The following is an 18,311-nucleotide window of genomic DNA, read 5'->3' on the forward strand; positions in this document are numbered from 1 at the left end:
GCGGACAGGGAGGGACCACATGGCTACACAGTTCCCGGAGCGGGTGCACTACCACTCCGGCGGTGGCGGCGACACCGGCGTGTTCGGGTACATCGTGCTCGGGCTGATCGTCCTCGGCATCATCGTGTTCATCATCGCGGTGATCGTCCGGGTGTCGAAGATGCGCCGCGAAGAGGCGATGAAGAACGGCGGGCAGTTCCCGCCGAACCCGAACTTCCCGCCGCAGCAAGGGTTTGCCGCGCCCGCGCAGGGGTTTGCGCCCGCGGGTTCCCCGCCGTCGCAGGGCTTCGCGCAGCCGGGGTTCGCGCCCGCGGGTCCGCCGCCGGGTTCCGCGCCGCAGGGCTTCCCGCAGCAGGGGTACCCGCCGGCGCCGCAGCAGTACGCGCCGCAGGGGCCGTCGTTCCCGCCGCAGCAGCAGCTGCCGGGGCCCGGAGCGGGTCCGCAGAGCTGGTGATCGTCCCCTTCGACAGCAGTTCGCCGGTCCCGCCGTTCGAGCAGGTCCGGTCCGGGCTGGCGGCGCGGATCAACGACCGGAGCCTGGCCGTGGGCGCGAAACTGCCCACGGTCCGGCAGCTCGCGGCCGACCTGGGCATCGCCCCGAACACGGTGGCGAGGGCGTACCGCGAGCTGGAGGAAGCGGGCCTGATCGAGACCCACGGCCGCGCGGGCAGCTTCGTCGCGGCGGCGGGCGACCAGAGCCGCCGCCGCGCCCAGCAGGCGGCGGCGGAGTACGCGAAGACGACCCGTAAGCTCGGCCTCGACGACGCCGAGGCGCTGTCGATCGTCCGCGCGGCGCTAGACGAAGGGACTGGGTCATGATCGGGGTCCCGGTACTGCTGCTGCTGATCCTGGTGGTGGCCGCGGCGGTGATCGCCCTGGTCGTGGTGCTCGTGATCAAGGCGGGCAAGCCGAAGCAGCCGCCGTACCCACCGCAGTACCCGGGCTACCAGCAGCCGGGATACCCGCCGCAGCAGGGCTTCCCGGGCCAGCAGCCACCGGGCTACCCGCCCCAGCCGGGCTACGGCGGGGGTTACCCCGGCCAGCAGCCACCCGGTTTCCCGGGTCAGCAGCCGCCATACCCGCCCCCGCCGGGCGGCTATCCCCCGCAGCAGTAGTTCGCGACGCAGGAGAGACTTCGCGGGCCGCAGAACATCCGCAGCCCCGCACGAGCAGCCAAGACGCGCGAGCTCCCAGCTCGCCCGCAAGCTCCAGCCGCCGCCCCTACATCGCCCGGTAGTCGCGCAGCTCGATCCGCGGCCCGAACCTCGGCCGGGTGTGCCCCGCCGCCTCGAGGTACCGGACCGCCCGCTGCCGCTGCGGTGCGTACGGCGCCAGCACCTCCGCCATCCCCGCGTCGTCGAGCTTCGTGCCCAGCACCGCGTTCCCCACCATCGAGGGGATGTTGTAGTCGCCGAAGCTCACCGCGTCCGGGTCGCCCCAGGCACGCTGGGCGACCTCCGCCGCCGTCCAGACCCCGATCCCCGGGACCTGGCGCAACCAGTGCCGCCCCTCGAGGCCGCCCAGCTCCACCGCCCGCTCCAGGTGCGGCGCGATCCGGGCCGCCTTCACCAGGGCCGTCCGGCGCTTGATGTCCACCCCCGCGCGGTGCCAATGCCAGTCCTGCAGCGCCAGCACCTGCGAAGGCGCCGGCGGCACGCGCAGCCGCTCCGGCGCCGGGCCGGGCGGGCGGGCGCCGAACCGGCGGCACAGCTCGGCCCACGACCGGATCGCCTCCTTGCCGGCCACCTTCTGCTCCAGCACGGCGAGCACCAGCCAGTCCCACACCACTCCGGTCGCGCCGAGCCGCAGCCCCGGGTTCGCCCGCCGGGCCCGCGCGACGACGTCGTGGTGCGCGACGAACCCGGAATCGTCGTCGTCCGCCCCGAGCAAAGCCGGCACCCCGCTCAACAGCCGGTCCTTCGAGGAACCCCAGGCCGCGGCCTCGATCCGGCCGTCGGACAACCGGCGCAGCGCCAGCGTGCCGGGGCCGTCGGGCGTGTTCGACGCGAGCCAGGTGATGCCGCGCTCGTCGGTGAGGATGTTGAGCGACCCGCGGCCGCGCTTCAGCGGACCCAGGACCCGGCCCAGGTCGACTTCGAACGCGGGACGCCAGAACACGGGGCTACGCGTCGCTCGAGAACCGGACGGAACCGTCGGGCAGGACGACGTCCGGCCAGACTCGGGCGCCGTCCAGGAGCTCGCAGCCCGCCCCGACGGAGACGCCGTCGCCCAGCACCACGCCGCGCAGCACCGCACCGGCACCGACACGGGCGCCGTGCCCGAGCACCGAGCGCTCGACGATCGCGCCCTCGGAGACCGCCGCGCCGTCGAACAGCACCGAGCCGTCGATCTTCGCGCCCGAGCCCACCACCGCGGCGACGCCGATCGTCGAACCGCCGGACAGCTGGGCGTCCTCGGCCACCGACGCGCCGTCGAGGACCAGGAAGTCACCGGGGCGGCCGGGCAGCGCCGACGTCGGCGCCAGGCCGCGCACCAGGTCGGCCGAGCCGCGGACGAACGCCTCCGGCGTGCCGACGTCGAGCCAGTACGAGCTGTCGACGAACCCCTGGATGTGCGCGCCCTGCTCCAGCAGCTGCGGGAACGTCTCGCGCTCGACCGACACCCGCCGCCCGGTCGGGATGGCCTCGATCACCGGACGGCGGAAGACGTAGCAGCCGGCGTTGATCTGGTCGGTCGGCGGGTCCGGCGTCTTCTCGAGGAACGCCTGGACGCGGCCGGTCTCGTCGGTCGGCACCGACCCGAACCGGCTCGGGTCCGGGACGCGCTGCAGGTGCAGGGTGACGTCGGCCTCGGATTCGCGGTGGACGCGCAGCTGCTCGCCGAGGTCCGAGCCGGAGATGATGTCGCCGTTGAAGACGATCACGTGGTCGGCGCGCAGTCTGTCGTACACGTTCCGGATCGCGCCCGCGGTGTCGAGCGGCTCCTCCTCGACGACGTACTCCAGGTCGAGGCCGATGGACTTGCCGTCGCCGAAGTACTCCTCGAACACCTCCGCACGGTAGCTCGTGCCCAGCACGACGTGCCGGATGCCGGCCTCGCGGATGCGGGAGAACAGGTGGCTCAGGTACGGCGTCCCGGCGGTGGGGAGCATCGGCTTCGGCGCCGACAGGGTCAATGGCCGGAGGCGCGTGCCCTTGCCCCCGACCAGCACGACGGCGTCGACAGCGTCGGTTTGGACCTCGGACATCACGGAAATCTCCTCTTTTATCACGCACCGCTGAGCGACAAGCCGCGGGAAACCCTGACGGAGGTCGCCCGGAGGGCCTACCCTAGACAGGAAACAGGCGGGCCTTTCCCCAGAGGGCCCCGGGTCAGTCGGGAGGCCGAGGGGATGGACCCCCGCGATCGGGCGGACGCCCTGCTCGCACGAGCCCAGGCGCGCGGTGTGTTCGTCGTGACACCCGACAGCGCGACGTCACCGATGGACTCGGCGAACACCCAGCAGATCCCGCGGGCGCAGATCGACGGGCTCGACCGCAGCCGCGACCCCGACACGACCACGCAGCTGCCGGCGTCGCTGATCGAGGAGAACGACCACCCGCTGGCCGGCTCGGCGCCGACGCGGCGGATGGAGGTCCAGGGCGGCCGCCGTCCGCAGCAGACCACGCCGTTGAGCACGCCGTCGCCGACGACGCCGATGCCCACACCGCTTTCCCGCCGGCCCCAGGCCGAGCAGATCACGAGCCCGCTGAAGGAGCCGGACCCGGACGACACCGGCCTGGTGCCGACGGTGACGCAGAACATCGGCAAGTCCGACCTTTCGCGCCGGCTCGACGGGATCTAGCGGGTTTCCAGCTTCAGCCGCAGCGCGAGGCCGAGCTTCACGGCGGCCAGCACCGGCTTCCAGGCGAGCCCCGGGTGCCGGTCGGCGAGGTAGCGGTAGGCGCTGGCGTGGTGGGCGGCGAGCATCTTCTTCGACGCCTGCGACGTCGAGTGCCCGCCGAGGTGCATGACGCCGGCGGAGGGCACGTAGACGTTCAGCCAGCCGGCCTTGCCCAGCCGGTCGCCGAGGTCGACGTCCTCGAAGTACATGAAGTACCGCGAGTCGAAGCCGCCGATCGATTCGAAGGCTTCCCGGCGCAGCAGCAGGCACGAGCCGGACAGCCACTCGGCGACGCGTTCGACGGGCGTGCCGGTCTCCTGCCGGTACTGCCGGGTCCACGGGTTCCCCGGCCAGACCTTGCCGAAGGCGGCGTGCCCGATGCCGCGGCCGAAGGAGGGCAGCAGCCGGGCGGACGGGTAGACGGTCCCGTCGAGCTCGTGGATCAGCGGCCCGAAGGCACCCCCGCGCGGCCACCGCTTGGCGGCTTCGAGCAGCGTATCGAGCGAACCGGGCTCCCATTCGAGGTCGGGGTTCGCGATGACGATCCAGCCGAACCGCTCGTCGAGCTCGGCGACCCCGCGGTTGCACCCGGTCCCGTACCCGACGTTCTCGCCGATGCTGAGCAGGTGCACGTTCGCGCGCTTCGCGGCCTTCTCGGGCGCACCGTCGGTGGAGACGGTGTCGGCCACGACCACCTGGACCGGCCGCTCGGTGGCCTTCTCGAGGGTGTCGAGAAAGCGCTCGAGGGTGTCGCCGGAGAAGTACGTCACGGTCACGACGCCGAGTTCGTCGCCGTAGCGGGATGCCTCAGTCACCCGGCCATTGTCCACTCGTCACCCAGCGCAACCCCGCCACCCCGCGGCCGGTGACGGAAGGGTCGGCTTGCGTACCCCGACGGTCGGCTCGCGTACCCGGAGGGTCGGCTCGTGAACCGACCGTCCAGGTACGCAAGCCGACCCTCCAGGTACGCCGGCCGACCTTCCGGGTACGTGGTTCAGCGGGTGCGGAGGTGGCGGGACCAGGCCTTGGCGTACGCCTCGCGGTGGCGTTCCGCGGTCGTCGACCACGAGAACTCCTTGGCGCGCTGCTGCGCCGCCGTGGCCAGCTCGGCGCGGCGGCCCGGGTCCGCCAGCAACTCGCCCAAAGCCGCCGCGACGTCGCCGGCGCCCACGCCGCAGTAGGCCACCGCGTCGCCGCCCACCTCCGGCAGCGACAGCCGGCGCGTGGTCAGCACGCACGCGCCGCACGCCATCGCCTCCAGGACCGGCAGCCCGAACCCCTCGCCCAGCGACGGGTACGCCACCAGCTCCGCGCCGCCCAGGAAGCCCGCCAGCGTGCCGAACGGCAGGTAGCCCGCCCGGATCACGCGCAGCCGGTGCGGGACCGCGTCCAGCGCCCGCTCCACCTGGGTGTCCCAGCCCGGCTGGCCGGCCAGCACCAACGCCGGCGCATCCGGTCGCCCGGCGACCGCCCTGGCGAACCCGCGGATCAACGCCGGCACGTTCTTCCGCGGCTCCAGCGCCCCGAGGAAAGCCACGTACGGTGTGCGCCCCAGGCCGACGGCCGCGCGCGCCGCCGCGACCTCCGCCGGGGACGGCGGGTGGAAGCGCTCGCTGTCGACGCCGTGGTGAATCACTTCCAGTGAAGCGTGCCGGACCGGGCCGACGCGGGCCAGCTCGATGGCCGTCGCCGCCGAAGGCACCACGCACAGCGTCGCGCGGCGCAACGCCGTCGCCGTCCACGCGCGGAAGAAGCGGGCCTTCACCGACGAATGCAGCACGGCGTCGGTGAAGAAGGTCGCGTCGTGCAGCGTGACCACCGACGCCGCCGACGTGGCGAGCGGCATCGTGTAGTGCGGCGAGTGGACGACGTCCGCGCCGAGGCGGCGCGCCAGCCGCGGCAGCGTCGCTTGTTCCCAGGTCAGCCGGGCCGTGCGGGTGGTCGTGGCCGGCGAAGCGGGCACGACGCGCGAGTGCGGCGCCAGCTGGTCGTAGAGCTGCAGGTCGCGCGGCTGGCAGACGACGGTGATCCGCGCCCCGTCCGCGTCGAGGGCGGCGACGAGCGAATCGACGTACCGGCCGACACCGCCGCGGTCCGCGGGAACCGCGGTCGCGTCGATCAGCACGCGGGGGTCGTCGCTCACCCCTGCAGCGTACGGCGGCACCCCCGCGCCTTGGTGAGGAACTGGCAAACCGGGCAGGCGAGCGCTCAGTCGTGCGCGCGGCGGTGGATCGCCCACACGGCCTCGGCCGCGCGGCGCCACGTGAAAGCCCTGGCCCGCTCCCGCCCCGCCCGGGTCAGCTCCGCCGCCTTCGCCGGCGAACTCAGCACTTCCCGCAGCGCGGCCGCCAGGGCCGCGGCGTCCCCGCGGGGGACCACGACACCGGCCCCGCCGGCCACCTCTTCCAACGCCGGGACGTCGGTGTGCACCACCGGGATCCCGGCCGCCATCGCCTCCAGCAGGCCCAGGCCAAACCCCTCGGCGAGGCTCGGCACGGCCAGCACGTCGGCGTGGCGCAGCACGGTCGCCAGCTCGGCGTCCGTCACCTTCCCCAGCACCCGCAGCCGCCCGGCGGGCAGGCCGCGCTCGGCCGCCAGCGCCACCGGGTCGATGCCGCCCCAGCCCCGCTGGCCGGCCAGCACGAGCACCGTTCCCTCCAGCGCCGCGACCGCGTCGACCAGCACGTCGATGCCCTTCCGCGGCTCGATCGTGCCGACGGCCAGCACGTACTGCGCCGGCAGCTCCAGGTCCGCCTCGCCGGTGGGCACCCGCACGCCGTGCGGCACCACGCGCACCGGGACGTCGACGTCGATGAGCACCGCGAGCTCGTCGGCGACCGCCCGGGTCGGCACGACCAGCCCGGACGCTCGCCGCGCGGCCCGCGCGATCATCGACCGGTGCCAGCTGACCCCGCGCGCGGTGAGCGTCTCGGGATGGGTCCACGGCACGGTGTCGTGCACGGTCACGCTCAGCGACTTCCCGGCCGGGGCGCGCGGCGGCGCGAACGGCGTCGGCGCGTGCACCGCGTCGCCGCCCGGCCACCAGCGCAGGCCCAGCTGCCACGCGGCGACCAGCGCCCGCGGCGGGATCCGCAGCACCCGCGGCCCGTCGACGCCGTCCAGCCGAGCCGCGGCGACGTCGGCGTGCCGCGCGACCACGCTGGACACCGTCCAGCCCGGCGGCGCGGTCTTCGCCAGCGCGGGGAGGAGCTCGGCCGTGTAGCGCCCGGTGCCACCGGGCACGGGCGCGAGGAGCTGCTCGGCGAGCACGACCAGTTCGGGCACGCGGCTATTGTGCGGGACGTGACCGCGAATCCCGCCACCACGGTGGTAGTCGTGACCTGGCGGGGTGCCGGGTACATCACGGCCTGCCTCGACGCGCTGGCCGCGCAGACGCGTCCACATCGGACGCTCGTGGTCGACAACGCCTCCGGCGACGGCACCGCCGCCCTGCTCGTGGCCCACCCGTCACACCCGCAAGTGTTCCGGCTGCCGCGCAACACCGGCTACGCGGGCGCGCTCGCCGTCGCCCTCCAAAAGGTCCAGACCCCGCTCATGGCGTGGCTGAACGACGACGCCGAGCCGACACCGGACTGGCTCGCGACGCTGGAGGACAGCCTCGAAAAGGCGCCGCTGGCCGCCGCCGCGACCTCGCTGCTCGTGCGGCCGGACGGCACCACGCAGTCCGCCGGCGTCCGGCTGACCGCCGACGGCCACGGCGCCGACGTCACCGAGCCCGCCGGCGAGGTGTTCGGTTTCTGCGGCGGCGCGGCCCTGCTGCGCACCGACGCGCTGCGCAGCGTGCACGGCGTCCCGGCCGGATTCTTCTGTTATTACGAGGACACCGACACGGCGTGGCGGCTGCGGCTGGCCGGGTGGGACGTCGTCGCGGCACCGGACGCCCGCGTCCGGCACGCCCACGGCGTCAGCAGCGAGCTGGGCTCGCCGCTTTTCCACCGCTGGAACGAGCGCAACCGGCTGCTCATGCTGCTGCGCTGCGCGCCCCTCGGCATCGCGGTGAACCAGCTGCTCCGGTTCGCCGTGTTGACAGCGGTGCTGCCGCTGCGCCCCGGGCGGCCGGCGGCGGCGAACTTCCGGTTCGGCCTGCGCTGCCGGGTGCTGGCCGAAGTCGTCCTGCGGTTACCTGCGACGTTGCGGGCACGCCGCAAGATCACCCGTCGCGCGGCGCTCGGCCGAGGCGCGGTCTGGGAGGCATGGGCAGGCCTTTAAGCTTGCGCCAGGATCGACGACGAGGAGCTGGCTTTGGCGCAGGGGGATCCGCAACCGCTCGTCTCGGTGATCGTGGTGAACTACCACGGCGCCGACGACACGATCACCTGCCTGCGCGCGCTCGCCGAGCACGACTACCCCGAGCTCGAGCTGATCTGCGTCGACAACTCGGCCGAAGGGGACGAAGCCGCGCGCATCCGCGACGCCGTCCCGCAGGCCCAGGTCGTCGAGGCGGGCCGGAACACCGGGTTCGCGGGCGGCTGCAACCTCGGCGCGAAGCACGCGAAGGGCACTGTCCTCGCCTTCCTCAACAACGACGCCCGCCCGGCGCCCGGCTGGGTCTCCGCCGCCGTCGCCGAGCTGCGGGCCCAGCCCGGCGTCGCCGCCGTGGCCAGCAAGGTCCTCGACTGGGACGGCACCGGCACCGACTTCGTCGACGGCGGCCTCACCTGGTTCGGCATGGGCTACAAGCGCCACGCGGGCTCACCGCTGGCCGACGTCCCGGCCGCCGAGCACGAGGTCGCGAAGGACGTCCTGTTCGGCACCGGCTCGGCGCTGTTCGTCCGGGCGGGCGTGTTCGCCGAGCTCGGCGGCTTCGACGAGCGGTTCTTCATGTTCTACGAGGACGTCGACCTCGGCTGGCGGCTCAACCTGCGCGGCTGGCGCGTCCGGTACGTCCCGGAATCGCTGACCTATCACCGCCACCACGGCACGATGGCGGCGGTCGACGCCCCGGAGACCGGCCGCGAGACATTCCTCCTGGAGCGCAACGCCCTCGCCGCGCTCTACAAGAACCTTTCCGACGAGACACTGGCCCGCGCGCTGCCCGCGGCGCTCGCCTTGGCCGTCCGCCGGGCCACCGCACGCGGCAAGCTGGACGCCACCCAGCTGGACCTGGAACACGGCGTCGGCCCGATCGAGTCCGGCGACGTCGCCATCCCCCGCGCCACGCTCGCCGGCCTGCTGGCCATCGACCAGTTCGTCGAGCAGCTGCCCTCGCTGGCCGCGTCCCGCGCGGTCGAACAGGCCGTCCGCGTCCGCACCGACGCCGACCTGCTTCCGTTGCTGCGCAAGGCGTTGGAGCCCGCGTACCCACTGCCGCGCTACCTGGCCGCGCACGACATCCTGGTCGAGGCGTTCGGCATCGAGAAGGCCTTCGGGCAGCGCCGGAAGATCCTGGTGATCACCGGCGACGCGCTCACCGAGCGGATGGCCGGCCCGGCGATCCGCGCCTGGAACATCGCGCTGGCGCTGGCCGCCGAGCACGACGTCCACCTCATCACCACCAACCCCCTCGCGACGCCGCCGCCCGCGCCCTTCCGGGTCAGCGCGGGCAAGCACCGCGACCTGGACGCGCCGATCGCCTGGGCCGACGTCGTCGTCCTGCAGGGGCACGTGCTGGAGCTGGCGCCGTCGCTGAAGAAGCAGCACAGCGGCAAGATCGTCGTCGCCGACCTCTACGACCCGATGCACCTGGAGCTGCTGGAACAGGGCAAGGGCGTCGCCGACGACCAGCGCGCGGCCGACCTCGCCGGCGTCACCCGCGTCCTCGACGCCCAGCTCGAGCGCGGCGACTTCTTCCTCTGCGCGTCCGAGCGGCAGCGGCACTTCTGGCTGGGCCACCTCGCCGCGCTGGGGCGGCTTTCGCCGCGCCTGTACGACGCCGACCCGACAACGCAGTCGCTGCTCGCGGTCGTCCCCTTCGGCCTGCCCCCGAAGCCGCCGGTGCGCACCGGGCCGGGGCTGCGCTCGTCGCTGGGCATCGGCGGCTCCGACCACGTCGTGCTGTGGGCGGGCGGGGTGTACAGCTGGTTCGACCCGCTGACGCTGGTCCGCGCGATCGAGAAGCTGCGCCGCCGCCGCGGCGACGTCCGGCTGGTGTTCCTCGGCATGAAGCACCCGAACCCCGAAGTCGCCGAGATGGACATCGGCGCGCGCACGATCCGGCTGGCGGATTCGCTGGGGCTGACCGGCAAGCACGTCTACTTCAACGAGCAGTGGGTGCCCTACCACGAGCGCCAGAACTGGCTGCTCGACGCGAACTGCGGCGTCACCACGCACTACGAGCACGTCGAGACGACCTTCGCGTTCCGCACCCGGGTGCTGGACTACCTGTGGGCGGGCCTGCCGATCGTCACCACCGACGGCGACAGTTTCGCCGACCTGGTCCGCGCGGAGCGGCTGGGCGTCGTCGTCCCGGCCGAGGACGACGTCGCACTGGCCGAAGCGCTCGAAAAAGCGTTGTACGACGAGGAGTTCGCCGCGGGCTGCGTCGAGCGGCTCGCCGTGGTCGCGCAGCGGTTCGCCTGGCCCGAAGCGCTGAAGCCGCTGGTGGAGTTCTGCCGCGACCCGCGCCCGGCGGCCGACCGGCTGCCCGGCTCGGCCGACCTGGTGACGACGCCGCCGGTGCGCGGCCGGGCGATGCTGCGGCGGGACGCGGACCTGATCCGCGAGTACCTGGACGCGGGCGGGCCTGCCGAACTGGCGCGGCGTGTGGGCGGCAGGGTGCTCAAGGTCGCGAAGCAACGGCTCCGCCGTGGCTAGCTCCCTGCGCGTCCTCCTCGACGGAACTCCGCTGCTCGGCGCCCGCACCGGGATCGGCCGGTACACGGCCGCGCTGAGCGAAGAACTGGTGTCGATCCCCGAGGTCGACACGCGCGCGGTGGCGTTCACGCTGCGCGGCTGGCGGCGGCTGCGCCACGTGCTCCCGTACGGCGCGCGCGCCCGCGGGATGCCGGTGGCGGCGCGGCTGCTGCGGATGGCGTGGCGGCGCTCGGACTTCCCGCCGGTGGAGCTGTTCGCCGGCCCGACCGACGTGGTGCACGGCACGAACTTCGTGCTGCCGGGCCGGTTCCGCGCGGCCGGCGTGGTGACCATCCACGACCTGGCCTTCCTGGACAACCCGGACGAGCTGGCCCCGAGCGACCGCGACCTGCCGGAGCTGGTCCGCCGCGGCGCCCGGCGCGCGAACGTCATCTGCACCCCGACGGCGGCGGTGGCGGACGCGGTCGCGGAGCGCCTCGACGTCTCCCGCGACAAGATCGTGGTGACGCCGCTGGGCGTCAACCCGGCCTGGTTCACCGCTCGCCCGCCGGACGACGAGCGCCGTGCGCGGCTGGGGCTGCCGGCGAAGTACCTGCTGTTCGCGGGCGCGGCCGGGCCGCGGAAGGGCCTGAACTGGCTGACCCGCGCCCACGAGGCGGCGCCGGACCTGCCGGACCTGGTGTTCGCGGGCCCGGGCCCCTTTCCCCGCGGCGCCCGGCGCTTCCAGACCGGCTATCTGTCCGATGTGGACCTGCGAACCGTGGTGGCCGGCGCGTCGGCACTGGTGCTGCCCTCGCGCGACGAGGGGTTCGGGCTGCCGGTGCTGGAGGCGATGGCCTCGGACGTCCCGGTGGTCTGCACGGACATCCCGGCGCTGCGCGAAGTGGCGGGCGAGTGCGCCAGCCTGGTCCCGTACGGCGACGTGGACGGCCTGGCGGAGGCCCTGCGAACGGCGGTGACGGACCCGCACGCGGTGGCGACGTCGGCATCGAGGCGCGCCCACGCGGCGAACTTCACGTGGCGCACGTGCGCGGAGCTGACGGTGGGCGCCTACCGGCTGGCCTCAGGGCGTCACTGACCCCGCGGCGAAGTAGGCGGCCAAGGCGTCTTCCCACGAGCGCATCGGCGTGAGCCCGGCTTCGAGCCACGAAGCCGGGGAGAGCACCGAGTACGCCGGACGGGCCGCCGGGCGCGGGAACTCCGCCGTCGTGCACGGCTTCACCCGCGCCGGGTCCGCGCCCAGGTGTGAGAACACCGCGCGCGCGAACCCGCACCAGCTCACCGAACCCGCGTTCGTGCAGTGCAGCACCCGCTGCGCCGGCCCCTCCCCCGAAGCCACTCGCGAGGCCAGCTCCAGCAGCCCCGCGGCCAGGTCGGCCGTCCACGTGGGACCGCCCACCTGATCGTCCACAACGGACAACTCCGGGCGGGACGCCTCCAGCGAAGCCATGGTCTTCACGAAGTTCGACCCCGACTTGCCGTACAGCCAGGACGTCCGCACCACCCACGCCGACGCCCCGGAGCCGAGCACCGCGTCCTCGCCCGCCGCCTTCGTGCGGCCGTACGCCGACCGTGGGCCCAGCTCGTCCGAAGGCTCGTACGGCCGGGAAGCGTCACCCGGGAACACGTAATCCGTCGACACGTGGATCAGCGGCACCCGCCGGGAGGCGCAGGCCGCCGCGAGCACCCGCGGCCCGTCGGCGTTCACCGCGAACGCGCGCTCCTCGTCGGCCTCCGCCGCGTCGACCGCCGTGTACGCCGCGGTGTTGACGACCACCGGCGTCGAACCCGCCTCGCGGGCCCGCTCGGCCAGCGCCCCGACCGCGGCCAGCACCTGGCCGGTCACCGTCACGTCCAGTTCGGCCGACCCCGGGGCCACGACGTCCACCGAAGGGGACGCCAGCGCGGCGAGATCGCGGCCGAGCTGCCCGGAACCCCCGGGCACGAGCACCGTCAGCGGCACGGAAACTTCCCCTACTTCTTCAGCGCGGCCCGCTCGGCCAGCGGTTCCCACCACGCGCGATTGTCCCGGTACCACGCCACTGTCCCGGCCAGACCGTCCTCGAAGGACACGCGCGGAGCGTACCCCAGCTCACTCGCGATCTTCGTGATGTCCACCGAATACCGGCGGTCGTGGCCCTTGCGGTCCTCGACCGGCTCGACGCTGTCCCAGCCCGCGCCGACCGCCGCCAGCAGCTTCTCCGTCAGCGCGCGGTTCGTCAGCTCGGTGCCGCCGCCGATGTTGTAGATCTCGCCCGGCCGCCCGCCGTCGGCAACCAGCTGGATGCCGTGGCAGTGGTCGTCCACGTGCAGCCAGTCACGGACGTTGAGCCCGTCGCCGTAGAGCGGCACCTTCCCGCCGTCGAGCAGGTTGGTGACGAACAGCGGGATGACCTTTTCCGGGAACTGGTACGGACCGTAGTTGTTGGAACACCGGGTGATGCACACCGGCAGCCCGTGGGTGCGGAAGAACGACCGGGCCACCAGGTCGGACGACGCCTTCGACGCCGAATACGGCGAGTTCGGCTCCAGCAGGTGGTCTTCGGTCCACGAGCCGTGCTCGATCGAGCCGTACACCTCGTCGGTGGACACGTGCACGAACTTGCCGACACCGGCTTCCAGGGCCGCCTGCAGCAGGTTCTGCGTGCCGAGCACGTTCGTCAGCACGAAGTCGGCGGCGCCGAGGATCGAGCGGTCCACATGGGACTCCGCGGCGAAGTGCACGACGAGGTCCACGCCGGTCATGACGTCCGCCACCAGCGCCGTGTCGCAGATGTCGCCGCGGACGAACCGCAAGCGCGGGTCGGCGGCGACGGGGGCCAGGTTGGCCTCGTTGCCCGCGTAGGTGAGCTTGTCCAGCACGACCACCTCGGCGTCGCGCAACGTCGGGTAGGCGCCGGTCAGCACCTGCCGGACGTAGTGCGACCCGATGAAGCCGGCACCACCGGTGACCAGGACCCGCATCTTCCCGCCTTTCCCTCGTGCCCCGGGCGGGGCAATCCGCCCCCAGCCTACGGAGGTCCCACAACACCCTCAGTAGAGTCTTCTTGGAGACACACTGGTGTCCTGGGGGAAGCACGGGGTCACAGGGGAGGAAGCGCGTGACCGATCAGGCTGCGCCGACCATCCCGGCGCAACGTGGCAACGTCGTCGCGGTCTTCGCCCGCCGCGGCGGCAAGGCCGTGGTTTCCCTGCTGTCGGTGGCCGTCCTGGCCCTGACCTGGTACGGCTGGCACTACATCGGCGACCCGAACACCGGCCTGACCACCACGAACGTCTTCGCCGACACCGAGGCGCACGCGAAGCCGCTCGACGGCGCGGTCGACATCCTCCTGGTCGGCCAGGACAGCCGCACCGACGCGCAGGGCAACCCGCTGCCCCGCGAGGTGCTGGACATGCTGCACGCCGGCGTCTCCGACGGCGAGCTGAACACCGACACGATGATCCTCGTGCACATCCCCCAGAACGGGAAGCAGGCGATCGCGATCTCGTTCCCCCGCGACTCGTGGGTGGAGCTGACCGGCGGCTTCGGCAAGCACAAGCTCAACAGCGCATTCGTCTACGCGTACACGGACACTTACCGGGCGTCGCAGCGCAAGGGCACGACCGACCTCAAGCAGGCCGACCAGGAAGCGAAGGTGGCCGGGCGGAAGAACCTGATCGCCACGATCGAGAAGTTCATCGGCAAGCCGGGCATGATCGACCGCTACGCCGAGGTCAACCTGGCGAGCTTCTACGAGATCACCAAGTCGATCGGCGGCGTCGAGGTCTGCCTCAAGGGGCCGGTCAAGGAGGCGAAGTCCGGCGTCGACCTGCCGGGTGGGCGCCAGACGATCGAAGGCGTGCAGGCGCTCGCGTTCGTCCGGCAGCGCTACGGCCTGCCCAACTACGACCTCGACCGGATCGCCCGCCAGCAGGCGTTCCTCTCCGGCCTGGCCCGCAAGGTGATCTCGACCGACGTGCTGACCAGCCCGGGCAAGATCGCCGACCTGGTGGCGGCGGTGAAGAAGTCCGTCGTGCTGTCCCAGGGCTGGGACCTGACGGAGTTCGCCGAGCAGATGCGCGGCCTGACCGGCGGCAAGATCGAGTTCCACACCATCCCCACCCTGGGCAACGCGAACATCGGCGGCGCCGACGTGCTGCGCGTGGACCCGGCCCAGGTGGCGGCGGAGGTGGCCCGGCTGACGTCGGACGGCGACACCCCGGCGACCTCGACGTCGGCACCCGCGCAGCTGCCCGGTGCGGCGGCCGTCACGGTCGAGTTGTTCGACGGCTCCGGCTCGCCGTCGGTGGCCGGCCAGACGCACGCGACGCTGCAGGGCAAGGGCTTCACGCTCGCCGCCGACCAGCGGCTGAGCGCCCGCAGCACCACCGTCGTCCGGTACAACCCGGCCGACGACACCGCGGTGGGCCTGGTCAAGCAGGCGCTGGGCTCCGGGCTGCCGTCCGAACCGGACCGGGACGTCCCGGCCGGGCACGTGCGCGTGCTGCTCGGCAAGGACTTCCGGAACTCGGCCGCCGGCCCGGGGGGCGCACCGACGTCGACGGCCGCCAAGCCGCCGGCCGCCACGTCGGCGGTGTCCGCCCCCGCCGCGCCGCCGATCACCGCGGGCGACGTCCCCTGCATCAACTAGACTGCGTACGCAGGGTGTTCGGGGGAGGAAAACCAGCGTGGCTGACGACCAGGAAGAACCGGAGGCGAAGGCCGAGCCGGTGACCAAGGGTGACGAAGACTGGAAGCCGTCACCGTTCCCGCGGGAGGCGTCCGCACCGGCGCCGCCGTCGCGGATGCGCCGGGTGGGTCGCATGACTCGCCGGGTGGCGATCGGCTTGGTGTCCCTGCTCGCGCTCGGCGCCAGCGGCTACGCCTACGTCACCAAGGACCAGCTGCAGAGCGCGGCCCCGACGACCGACGCGCTCACCCCGCGGGCCGGCGAGCCCGCGCCGCCGCCCGCGGACGACGGCGCGGAGGACATCCTGCTCGTCGGCAGCGACGCGCGCACGGACGCCCAGGGCAACGCGCTGCCGGGCCGGGTGCTCCGGCAGCTGCGCACCGAAGCCAACGACGGCGCGGTGAACACGGACACGATGATCGTGCTGCGGATCCCCAAGAACGGCGGCAAGCCGTCGGCGGTCTCGATCCCGCGCGACACGTGGACGGCCATCCCCGGCCGCGGCGAGGCGAAGATCAACTCGGCGTACGGCGCCGCGAAAGCGCGGTACGCGGGGCAGCTGCGCGGGCAGGGCGAGCGCGACCAGGCGAAGATCGAGCGCGACTCCGACACCGAGGGCCGCCGGGTGCTGGTGCAGGCACTGCAGGACCTGACGCAGGTGCGGATCGACCACTACGCGGAGATCAACCTGCTGGGCTTCTACCTGCTCACCGAGGCGCTCGGCGGCGTCAAGGTGTGCTTGAACCACGCGACCGAGGACAAGGATTCGGGCGCGAACTTCCGCCGCGGTGAGCAGACGGTCTCCGGCGGGGAAGCGCTGTCGTTCGTCCGGCAGCGCAAGAACCTGCCGCGCGGCGACCTGGACCGGATCGTCCGGCAGCAGGCGTTCCTGTCCTCGGCGCTGCACCAGCTGCTTTCGGCGGGCACGCTGACCAGCCCGGGCACGCTGAACGACCTGATGGACGCGGTGCACCGGTCGTTGACCCTGGACCCCGGTCTCGACCTGCTTCAGTTCGCGCAGCAGGCGAAGGGCATCGCGTCGGGTGACTTGACGTTCGCGACGATCCCGGTGGTGACGGCGAACGGCCGGAGCCCGGACGGGCAGAGCATCGTGCAGGTCGACCTGAAAGCGGTCCGCGAGTTCGTGGCGAGCCTGGCCGGGCGCCCGGCCCCGGCGGCGACCCCGCAGGCGGCGTCGGGCGGCGGCTCGGGCAGCGGCGCCGCCCCCGTCGCGGCGCCGCTGCTCCGAGACTCGCCCGGAGTGCCCTGCGTCAACTGAAGTCGGCGCGGTGCTCCTCCGCCCACTGCCGGAAGGTCCGCGGCGCGTTCCCCGTCACCTCGCGCACCACGTCCGTCACCACCGACGACTCCCTCGTCGTCCGCTCCATCGCGCGCAGCACCTCCGGCGGGACTTCGGGCGGCCAGCCCAGCGCGACCATCCGCTCGGTGGCCTGCTCCGGCGTCAGTTCCTCGACCCGCAGCGGCCGGCCCAGCACATCCGCCAGCACCGCCACCTGCTCCCGGAAACTGATCGGTTCCGGCCCGCTCAGCTGCAGCGCTTCCCCCGGGTGCGAGCCGTCCGCGAGGATCTTCGCCGCGACGTCGCCGATGTCCCGCTCGTGGATCGCACCGACCCGCGAATCCGGGTACGGCGTGCGGACCGCACCCTCCGCGATGTCGTGGCGCCAGCCCAGGGTGTTGGTCGCGAAGGAGCCCGGGTTCAGCAGCGTCTCCGCGAACGGCGCCGCGATCAGCGCCTCCTCCACCACCCGGTGCAGGCGCGCGATGCGGCTCTGCGCTGACCGCGGCTCGAGCGTCGCGCCGGACGACAGCAGCACGACGTGCCGCACGCCGGCCGCCTCGGCCGCCTTCACGAAACCGTCGATGCCCTGCGGGCGCACGTAGAGGAAGGCCGCGGAGACGCCGTCGAGCGCCGGCTCCAGCGTCGAGGCGTCTTCCAGGTCGGCACTCACCTTCGCGACGCCGTCCGGCACGTCGAGCTTCGCGGCGTCACGGCTCGAGGCGCGGACGTCTTGACCTGCGGCGACGAGCGCGTCGACCACCGCGCGCCCGACGTGTCCGGTGGCCCCGGTGACGAGAATGGTCATGGCTTCCCCCAGCTTCCCCAGATAAGTTTGCTTTCAAAGCAAAAGTACTGAACCCGGCGATCCGGTGTCAACCGGCGCGGCGCGTGGTCCGCGCTTTAGCCTTGTCCACATGAGCCTGACCGACGAGCTGCTGCGCCCGCTGCCGGCCGCCCAACCGTTGATCACCCACTACGACGACCAGCTGGGCAGCCGCGTCGAGCTGTCCGTCGCGACCACCGCCAACTGGGCGGCGAAGACGGCCAACTGGCTGACCGAGGAGTTCGACGTCGAGCCGGGCGACGCCGTGGCCGTGCAGCTGCCGGCGCACTGGCAGACCGCCGGCGTGCTGCTCGGGGTGTGGTGGTGCGGGGCGCGCGTGGTCACCGAGGGCGCCGGCGCGCGGGTGGCCTTCGTCGGGCCGGACGACCCGGAACCGACCGGCGCGGCGGCCACTGCCGTCGTGACGCTGGACCCGATGGGCCGCGGCCTCGCCGAGCCGCCGGGCGGCGGCGCGTTCGACTACCTGAGCGAGGCACGGCTGGCGGGCGACCAGTACCGCCCGCTCTTCCCGGTCCCCGGCGACACGGCCGCGCTCTTCGAGTCCACTGTGGACGAGGTACTGGCCGAGGCCAGGGCCCGCGCCGCGAAGCTGGGCCTCACCGCGGCCGACCGGGTGCTGTCCACCCGGGACTGGACCGGACCGGACGGCATCCTCGACGGCCTGCTCGTCCCGCTGGCCGCGGGCGCCCACCTGGTCCACGTGAGCAACGCCGACCAGGCGAAGCTGGACGCCCGCCGCGAGGCGGAACGCACCACGGCGGACCTCCCGGCCTGAACGCAGTCTGCCGCGGCCGGTCGTGAGTGGTAATTCGGGTTCTAACAAACAAAAAAACAAAAAAAAGGGGCCCCGCAGACGGGGGAGAAAAGGGAGAA

At 73.2% G+C, this 18,311-nt stretch carries 18 protein-coding genes; 10 read left to right on the plus strand and 8 right to left on the minus strand.

The annotated features are described in order from the left end of the window. Positions 1-19 precede the first annotated feature (19 nt). From ACWED2_RS40010 to ACWED2_RS40020, 3 genes are read left to right on the plus strand one after another with little or no spacing between them, the layout of a single operon-like run. Entirely contained in the window at positions 20-454 is a 435-nt protein-coding gene (locus tag ACWED2_RS40010) for a hypothetical protein (protein WP_449695723.1), read from the plus strand. Next, positions 451-819: a GntR family transcriptional regulator gene (locus ACWED2_RS40015; protein WP_449695724.1), complete on the plus strand. Its 369-nt coding sequence runs from the start codon at positions 451-453 to the stop codon at positions 817-819. The genes ACWED2_RS40010 and ACWED2_RS40015 overlap by 4 nt, the downstream gene beginning before the upstream one ends. Then, positions 816-1,115, plus strand: coding sequence for a hypothetical protein (locus ACWED2_RS40020; protein WP_449695725.1), 300 nt, complete (start codon positions 816-818; stop codon positions 1,113-1,115). The genes ACWED2_RS40015 and ACWED2_RS40020 overlap by 4 nt, the downstream gene beginning before the upstream one ends. 106 nt (positions 1,116-1,221) lie before the next feature. On the opposite strand, the gene ACWED2_RS40025 is transcribed toward ACWED2_RS40020, so the two are convergent. Both ACWED2_RS40025 and ACWED2_RS40030 read right to left on the minus strand, forming a co-directional pair. Beyond that, positions 1,222-2,118: a DNA-3-methyladenine glycosylase family protein gene (locus ACWED2_RS40025; RefSeq protein ID WP_449695726.1), complete on the minus strand. Its 897-nt coding sequence runs from the start codon at positions 2,116-2,118 to the stop codon at positions 1,222-1,224. Between the two features lie 4 nt (positions 2,119-2,122). After that, entirely contained in the window at positions 2,123-3,211 is a 1,089-nt protein-coding gene (locus ACWED2_RS40030; protein WP_449695727.1) for a sugar phosphate nucleotidyltransferase, read from the minus strand. A gap of 141 nt (positions 3,212-3,352) precedes the next feature. On the opposite strand from ACWED2_RS40030, the gene ACWED2_RS40035 reads away from it, so the two are divergent. Continuing rightward, a complete protein-coding gene (locus ACWED2_RS40035; protein ID WP_449695728.1) occupies positions 3,353-3,805 on the plus strand; it encodes a hypothetical protein in 453 nt (150 codons plus the stop codon). On the opposite strand, the gene ACWED2_RS40040 is transcribed toward ACWED2_RS40035, so the two are convergent. The 3 genes from ACWED2_RS40040 to ACWED2_RS40050 form a co-directional block, all read right to left on the minus strand. Continuing rightward, the gene (locus ACWED2_RS40040) at positions 3,802-4,659 is read right to left on the minus strand and encodes a glycosyltransferase family 2 protein (RefSeq protein ID WP_449695729.1); all 858 of its coding nucleotides are present in this window, start codon (positions 4,657-4,659) and stop codon (positions 3,802-3,804) included. The two genes, ACWED2_RS40035 and ACWED2_RS40040, sit on opposite strands and share 4 nt — an antisense overlap. A gap of 179 nt (positions 4,660-4,838) precedes the next feature. Continuing rightward, positions 4,839-5,969, minus strand: coding sequence for a glycosyltransferase family 4 protein (locus ACWED2_RS40045; RefSeq protein ID WP_449695742.1), 1,131 nt, complete (start codon positions 5,967-5,969; stop codon positions 4,839-4,841). A gap of 83 nt (positions 5,970-6,052) precedes the next feature. Beyond that, entirely contained in the window at positions 6,053-7,129 is a 1,077-nt protein-coding gene (locus ACWED2_RS40050) for a glycosyltransferase family 4 protein (RefSeq protein WP_449695730.1), read from the minus strand. A 9-nt stretch (positions 7,130-7,138) separates the two neighbouring features. On the opposite strand from ACWED2_RS40050, the gene ACWED2_RS40055 reads away from it, so the two are divergent. From ACWED2_RS40055 to ACWED2_RS40065, 3 genes are read left to right on the plus strand one after another with little or no spacing between them, the layout of a single operon-like run. Next, positions 7,139-8,074: a glycosyltransferase family 2 protein gene (locus tag ACWED2_RS40055; protein WP_449695731.1), complete on the plus strand. Its 936-nt coding sequence runs from the start codon at positions 7,139-7,141 to the stop codon at positions 8,072-8,074. A 33-nt stretch (positions 8,075-8,107) separates the two neighbouring features. Then, the gene (locus ACWED2_RS40060; protein WP_449695732.1) at positions 8,108-10,618 is read left to right on the plus strand and encodes a glycosyltransferase; all 2,511 of its coding nucleotides are present in this window, start codon (positions 8,108-8,110) and stop codon (positions 10,616-10,618) included. After that, positions 10,611-11,696 carry a glycosyltransferase family 4 protein gene (locus ACWED2_RS40065; protein ID WP_449695733.1) on the plus strand — a complete coding sequence of 362 codons (1,086 nt, stop codon included), beginning with the start codon at positions 10,611-10,613 and terminating at the stop codon, positions 11,694-11,696. The genes ACWED2_RS40060 and ACWED2_RS40065 overlap by 8 nt, the downstream gene beginning before the upstream one ends. On the opposite strand, the gene rfbD is transcribed toward ACWED2_RS40065, so the two are convergent. Together rfbD and rfbB are read right to left on the minus strand one after the other, a co-directional pair. After that, positions 11,682-12,581 carry a dTDP-4-dehydrorhamnose reductase gene (rfbD, locus tag ACWED2_RS40070; protein WP_449695734.1) on the minus strand — a complete coding sequence of 300 codons (900 nt, stop codon included), beginning with the start codon at positions 12,579-12,581 and terminating at the stop codon, positions 11,682-11,684. The two genes, ACWED2_RS40065 and rfbD, sit on opposite strands and share 15 nt — an antisense overlap. A gap of 11 nt (positions 12,582-12,592) precedes the next feature. Then, positions 12,593-13,582 (minus strand): dTDP-glucose 4,6-dehydratase, encoded by a 990-nt coding sequence (gene rfbB / locus ACWED2_RS40075; RefSeq protein ID WP_449695735.1) that lies wholly within the window; start codon positions 13,580-13,582, stop codon positions 12,593-12,595. Positions 13,583-13,719: 137 nt separating this feature from the next. Here rfbB and ACWED2_RS40080 point away from each other — a divergent pair, with 137 nt between their 5' ends. Together ACWED2_RS40080 and ACWED2_RS40085 are read left to right on the plus strand one after the other, a co-directional pair. Further along, positions 13,720-15,252 (plus strand): LCP family protein, encoded by a 1,533-nt coding sequence (locus tag ACWED2_RS40080; protein ID WP_449695736.1) that lies wholly within the window; start codon positions 13,720-13,722, stop codon positions 15,250-15,252. 163 nt (positions 15,253-15,415) lie between these two features. Beyond that, on the plus strand, positions 15,416-16,570 hold the full coding sequence (locus tag ACWED2_RS40085; protein WP_449695743.1) for an LCP family protein: 1,155 nt from the start codon (positions 15,416-15,418) through the stop codon (positions 16,568-16,570). Here the strand turns inward: ACWED2_RS40085 and ACWED2_RS40090 are convergent. Beyond that, entirely contained in the window at positions 16,563-17,399 is an 837-nt protein-coding gene (locus ACWED2_RS40090; RefSeq protein WP_449695737.1) for an NmrA family NAD(P)-binding protein, read from the minus strand. The genes ACWED2_RS40085 and ACWED2_RS40090 overlap by 8 nt on opposite strands. A gap of 109 nt (positions 17,400-17,508) precedes the next feature. Here ACWED2_RS40090 and ACWED2_RS40095 point away from each other — a divergent pair, with 109 nt between their 5' ends. Beyond that, a complete protein-coding gene (locus ACWED2_RS40095) occupies positions 17,509-18,213 on the plus strand; it encodes a TIGR03089 family protein (RefSeq protein WP_449695738.1) in 705 nt (234 codons plus the stop codon). Positions 18,214-18,311: the final 98 nt, after the last annotated feature.

The sequence above is a fragment of the Amycolatopsis sp. NPDC005003 genome, from assembly GCF_053600695.1.

Excerpts from the sequence above, each read along its gene's own strand:
- ACWED2_RS40095 (WP_449695738.1), top strand. The coding sequence starts at position 17,509 with ATGAGCCTGACCGACGAGCTGCTGCGCCCGCTGCCGGCCGCCCAACCG.
- ACWED2_RS40020 (WP_449695725.1), top strand. The coding sequence starts at position 816 with ATGATCGGGGTCCCGGTACTGCTGCTGCTGATCCTGGTGGTGGCCGCG.
- ACWED2_RS40010 (WP_449695723.1), top strand. The coding sequence starts at position 20 with ATGGCTACACAGTTCCCGGAGCGGGTGCACTACCACTCCGGCGGTGGC.
- rfbB (WP_449695735.1), bottom strand. The coding sequence starts at position 13,582 with ATGCGGGTCCTGGTCACCGGTGGTGCCGGCTTCATCGGGTCGCACTAC.
- ACWED2_RS40035 (WP_449695728.1), top strand. The coding sequence starts at position 3,353 with ATGGACCCCCGCGATCGGGCGGACGCCCTGCTCGCACGAGCCCAGGCG.
- ACWED2_RS40090 (WP_449695737.1), bottom strand. The coding sequence starts at position 17,399 with ATGACCATTCTCGTCACCGGGGCCACCGGACACGTCGGGCGCGCGGTG.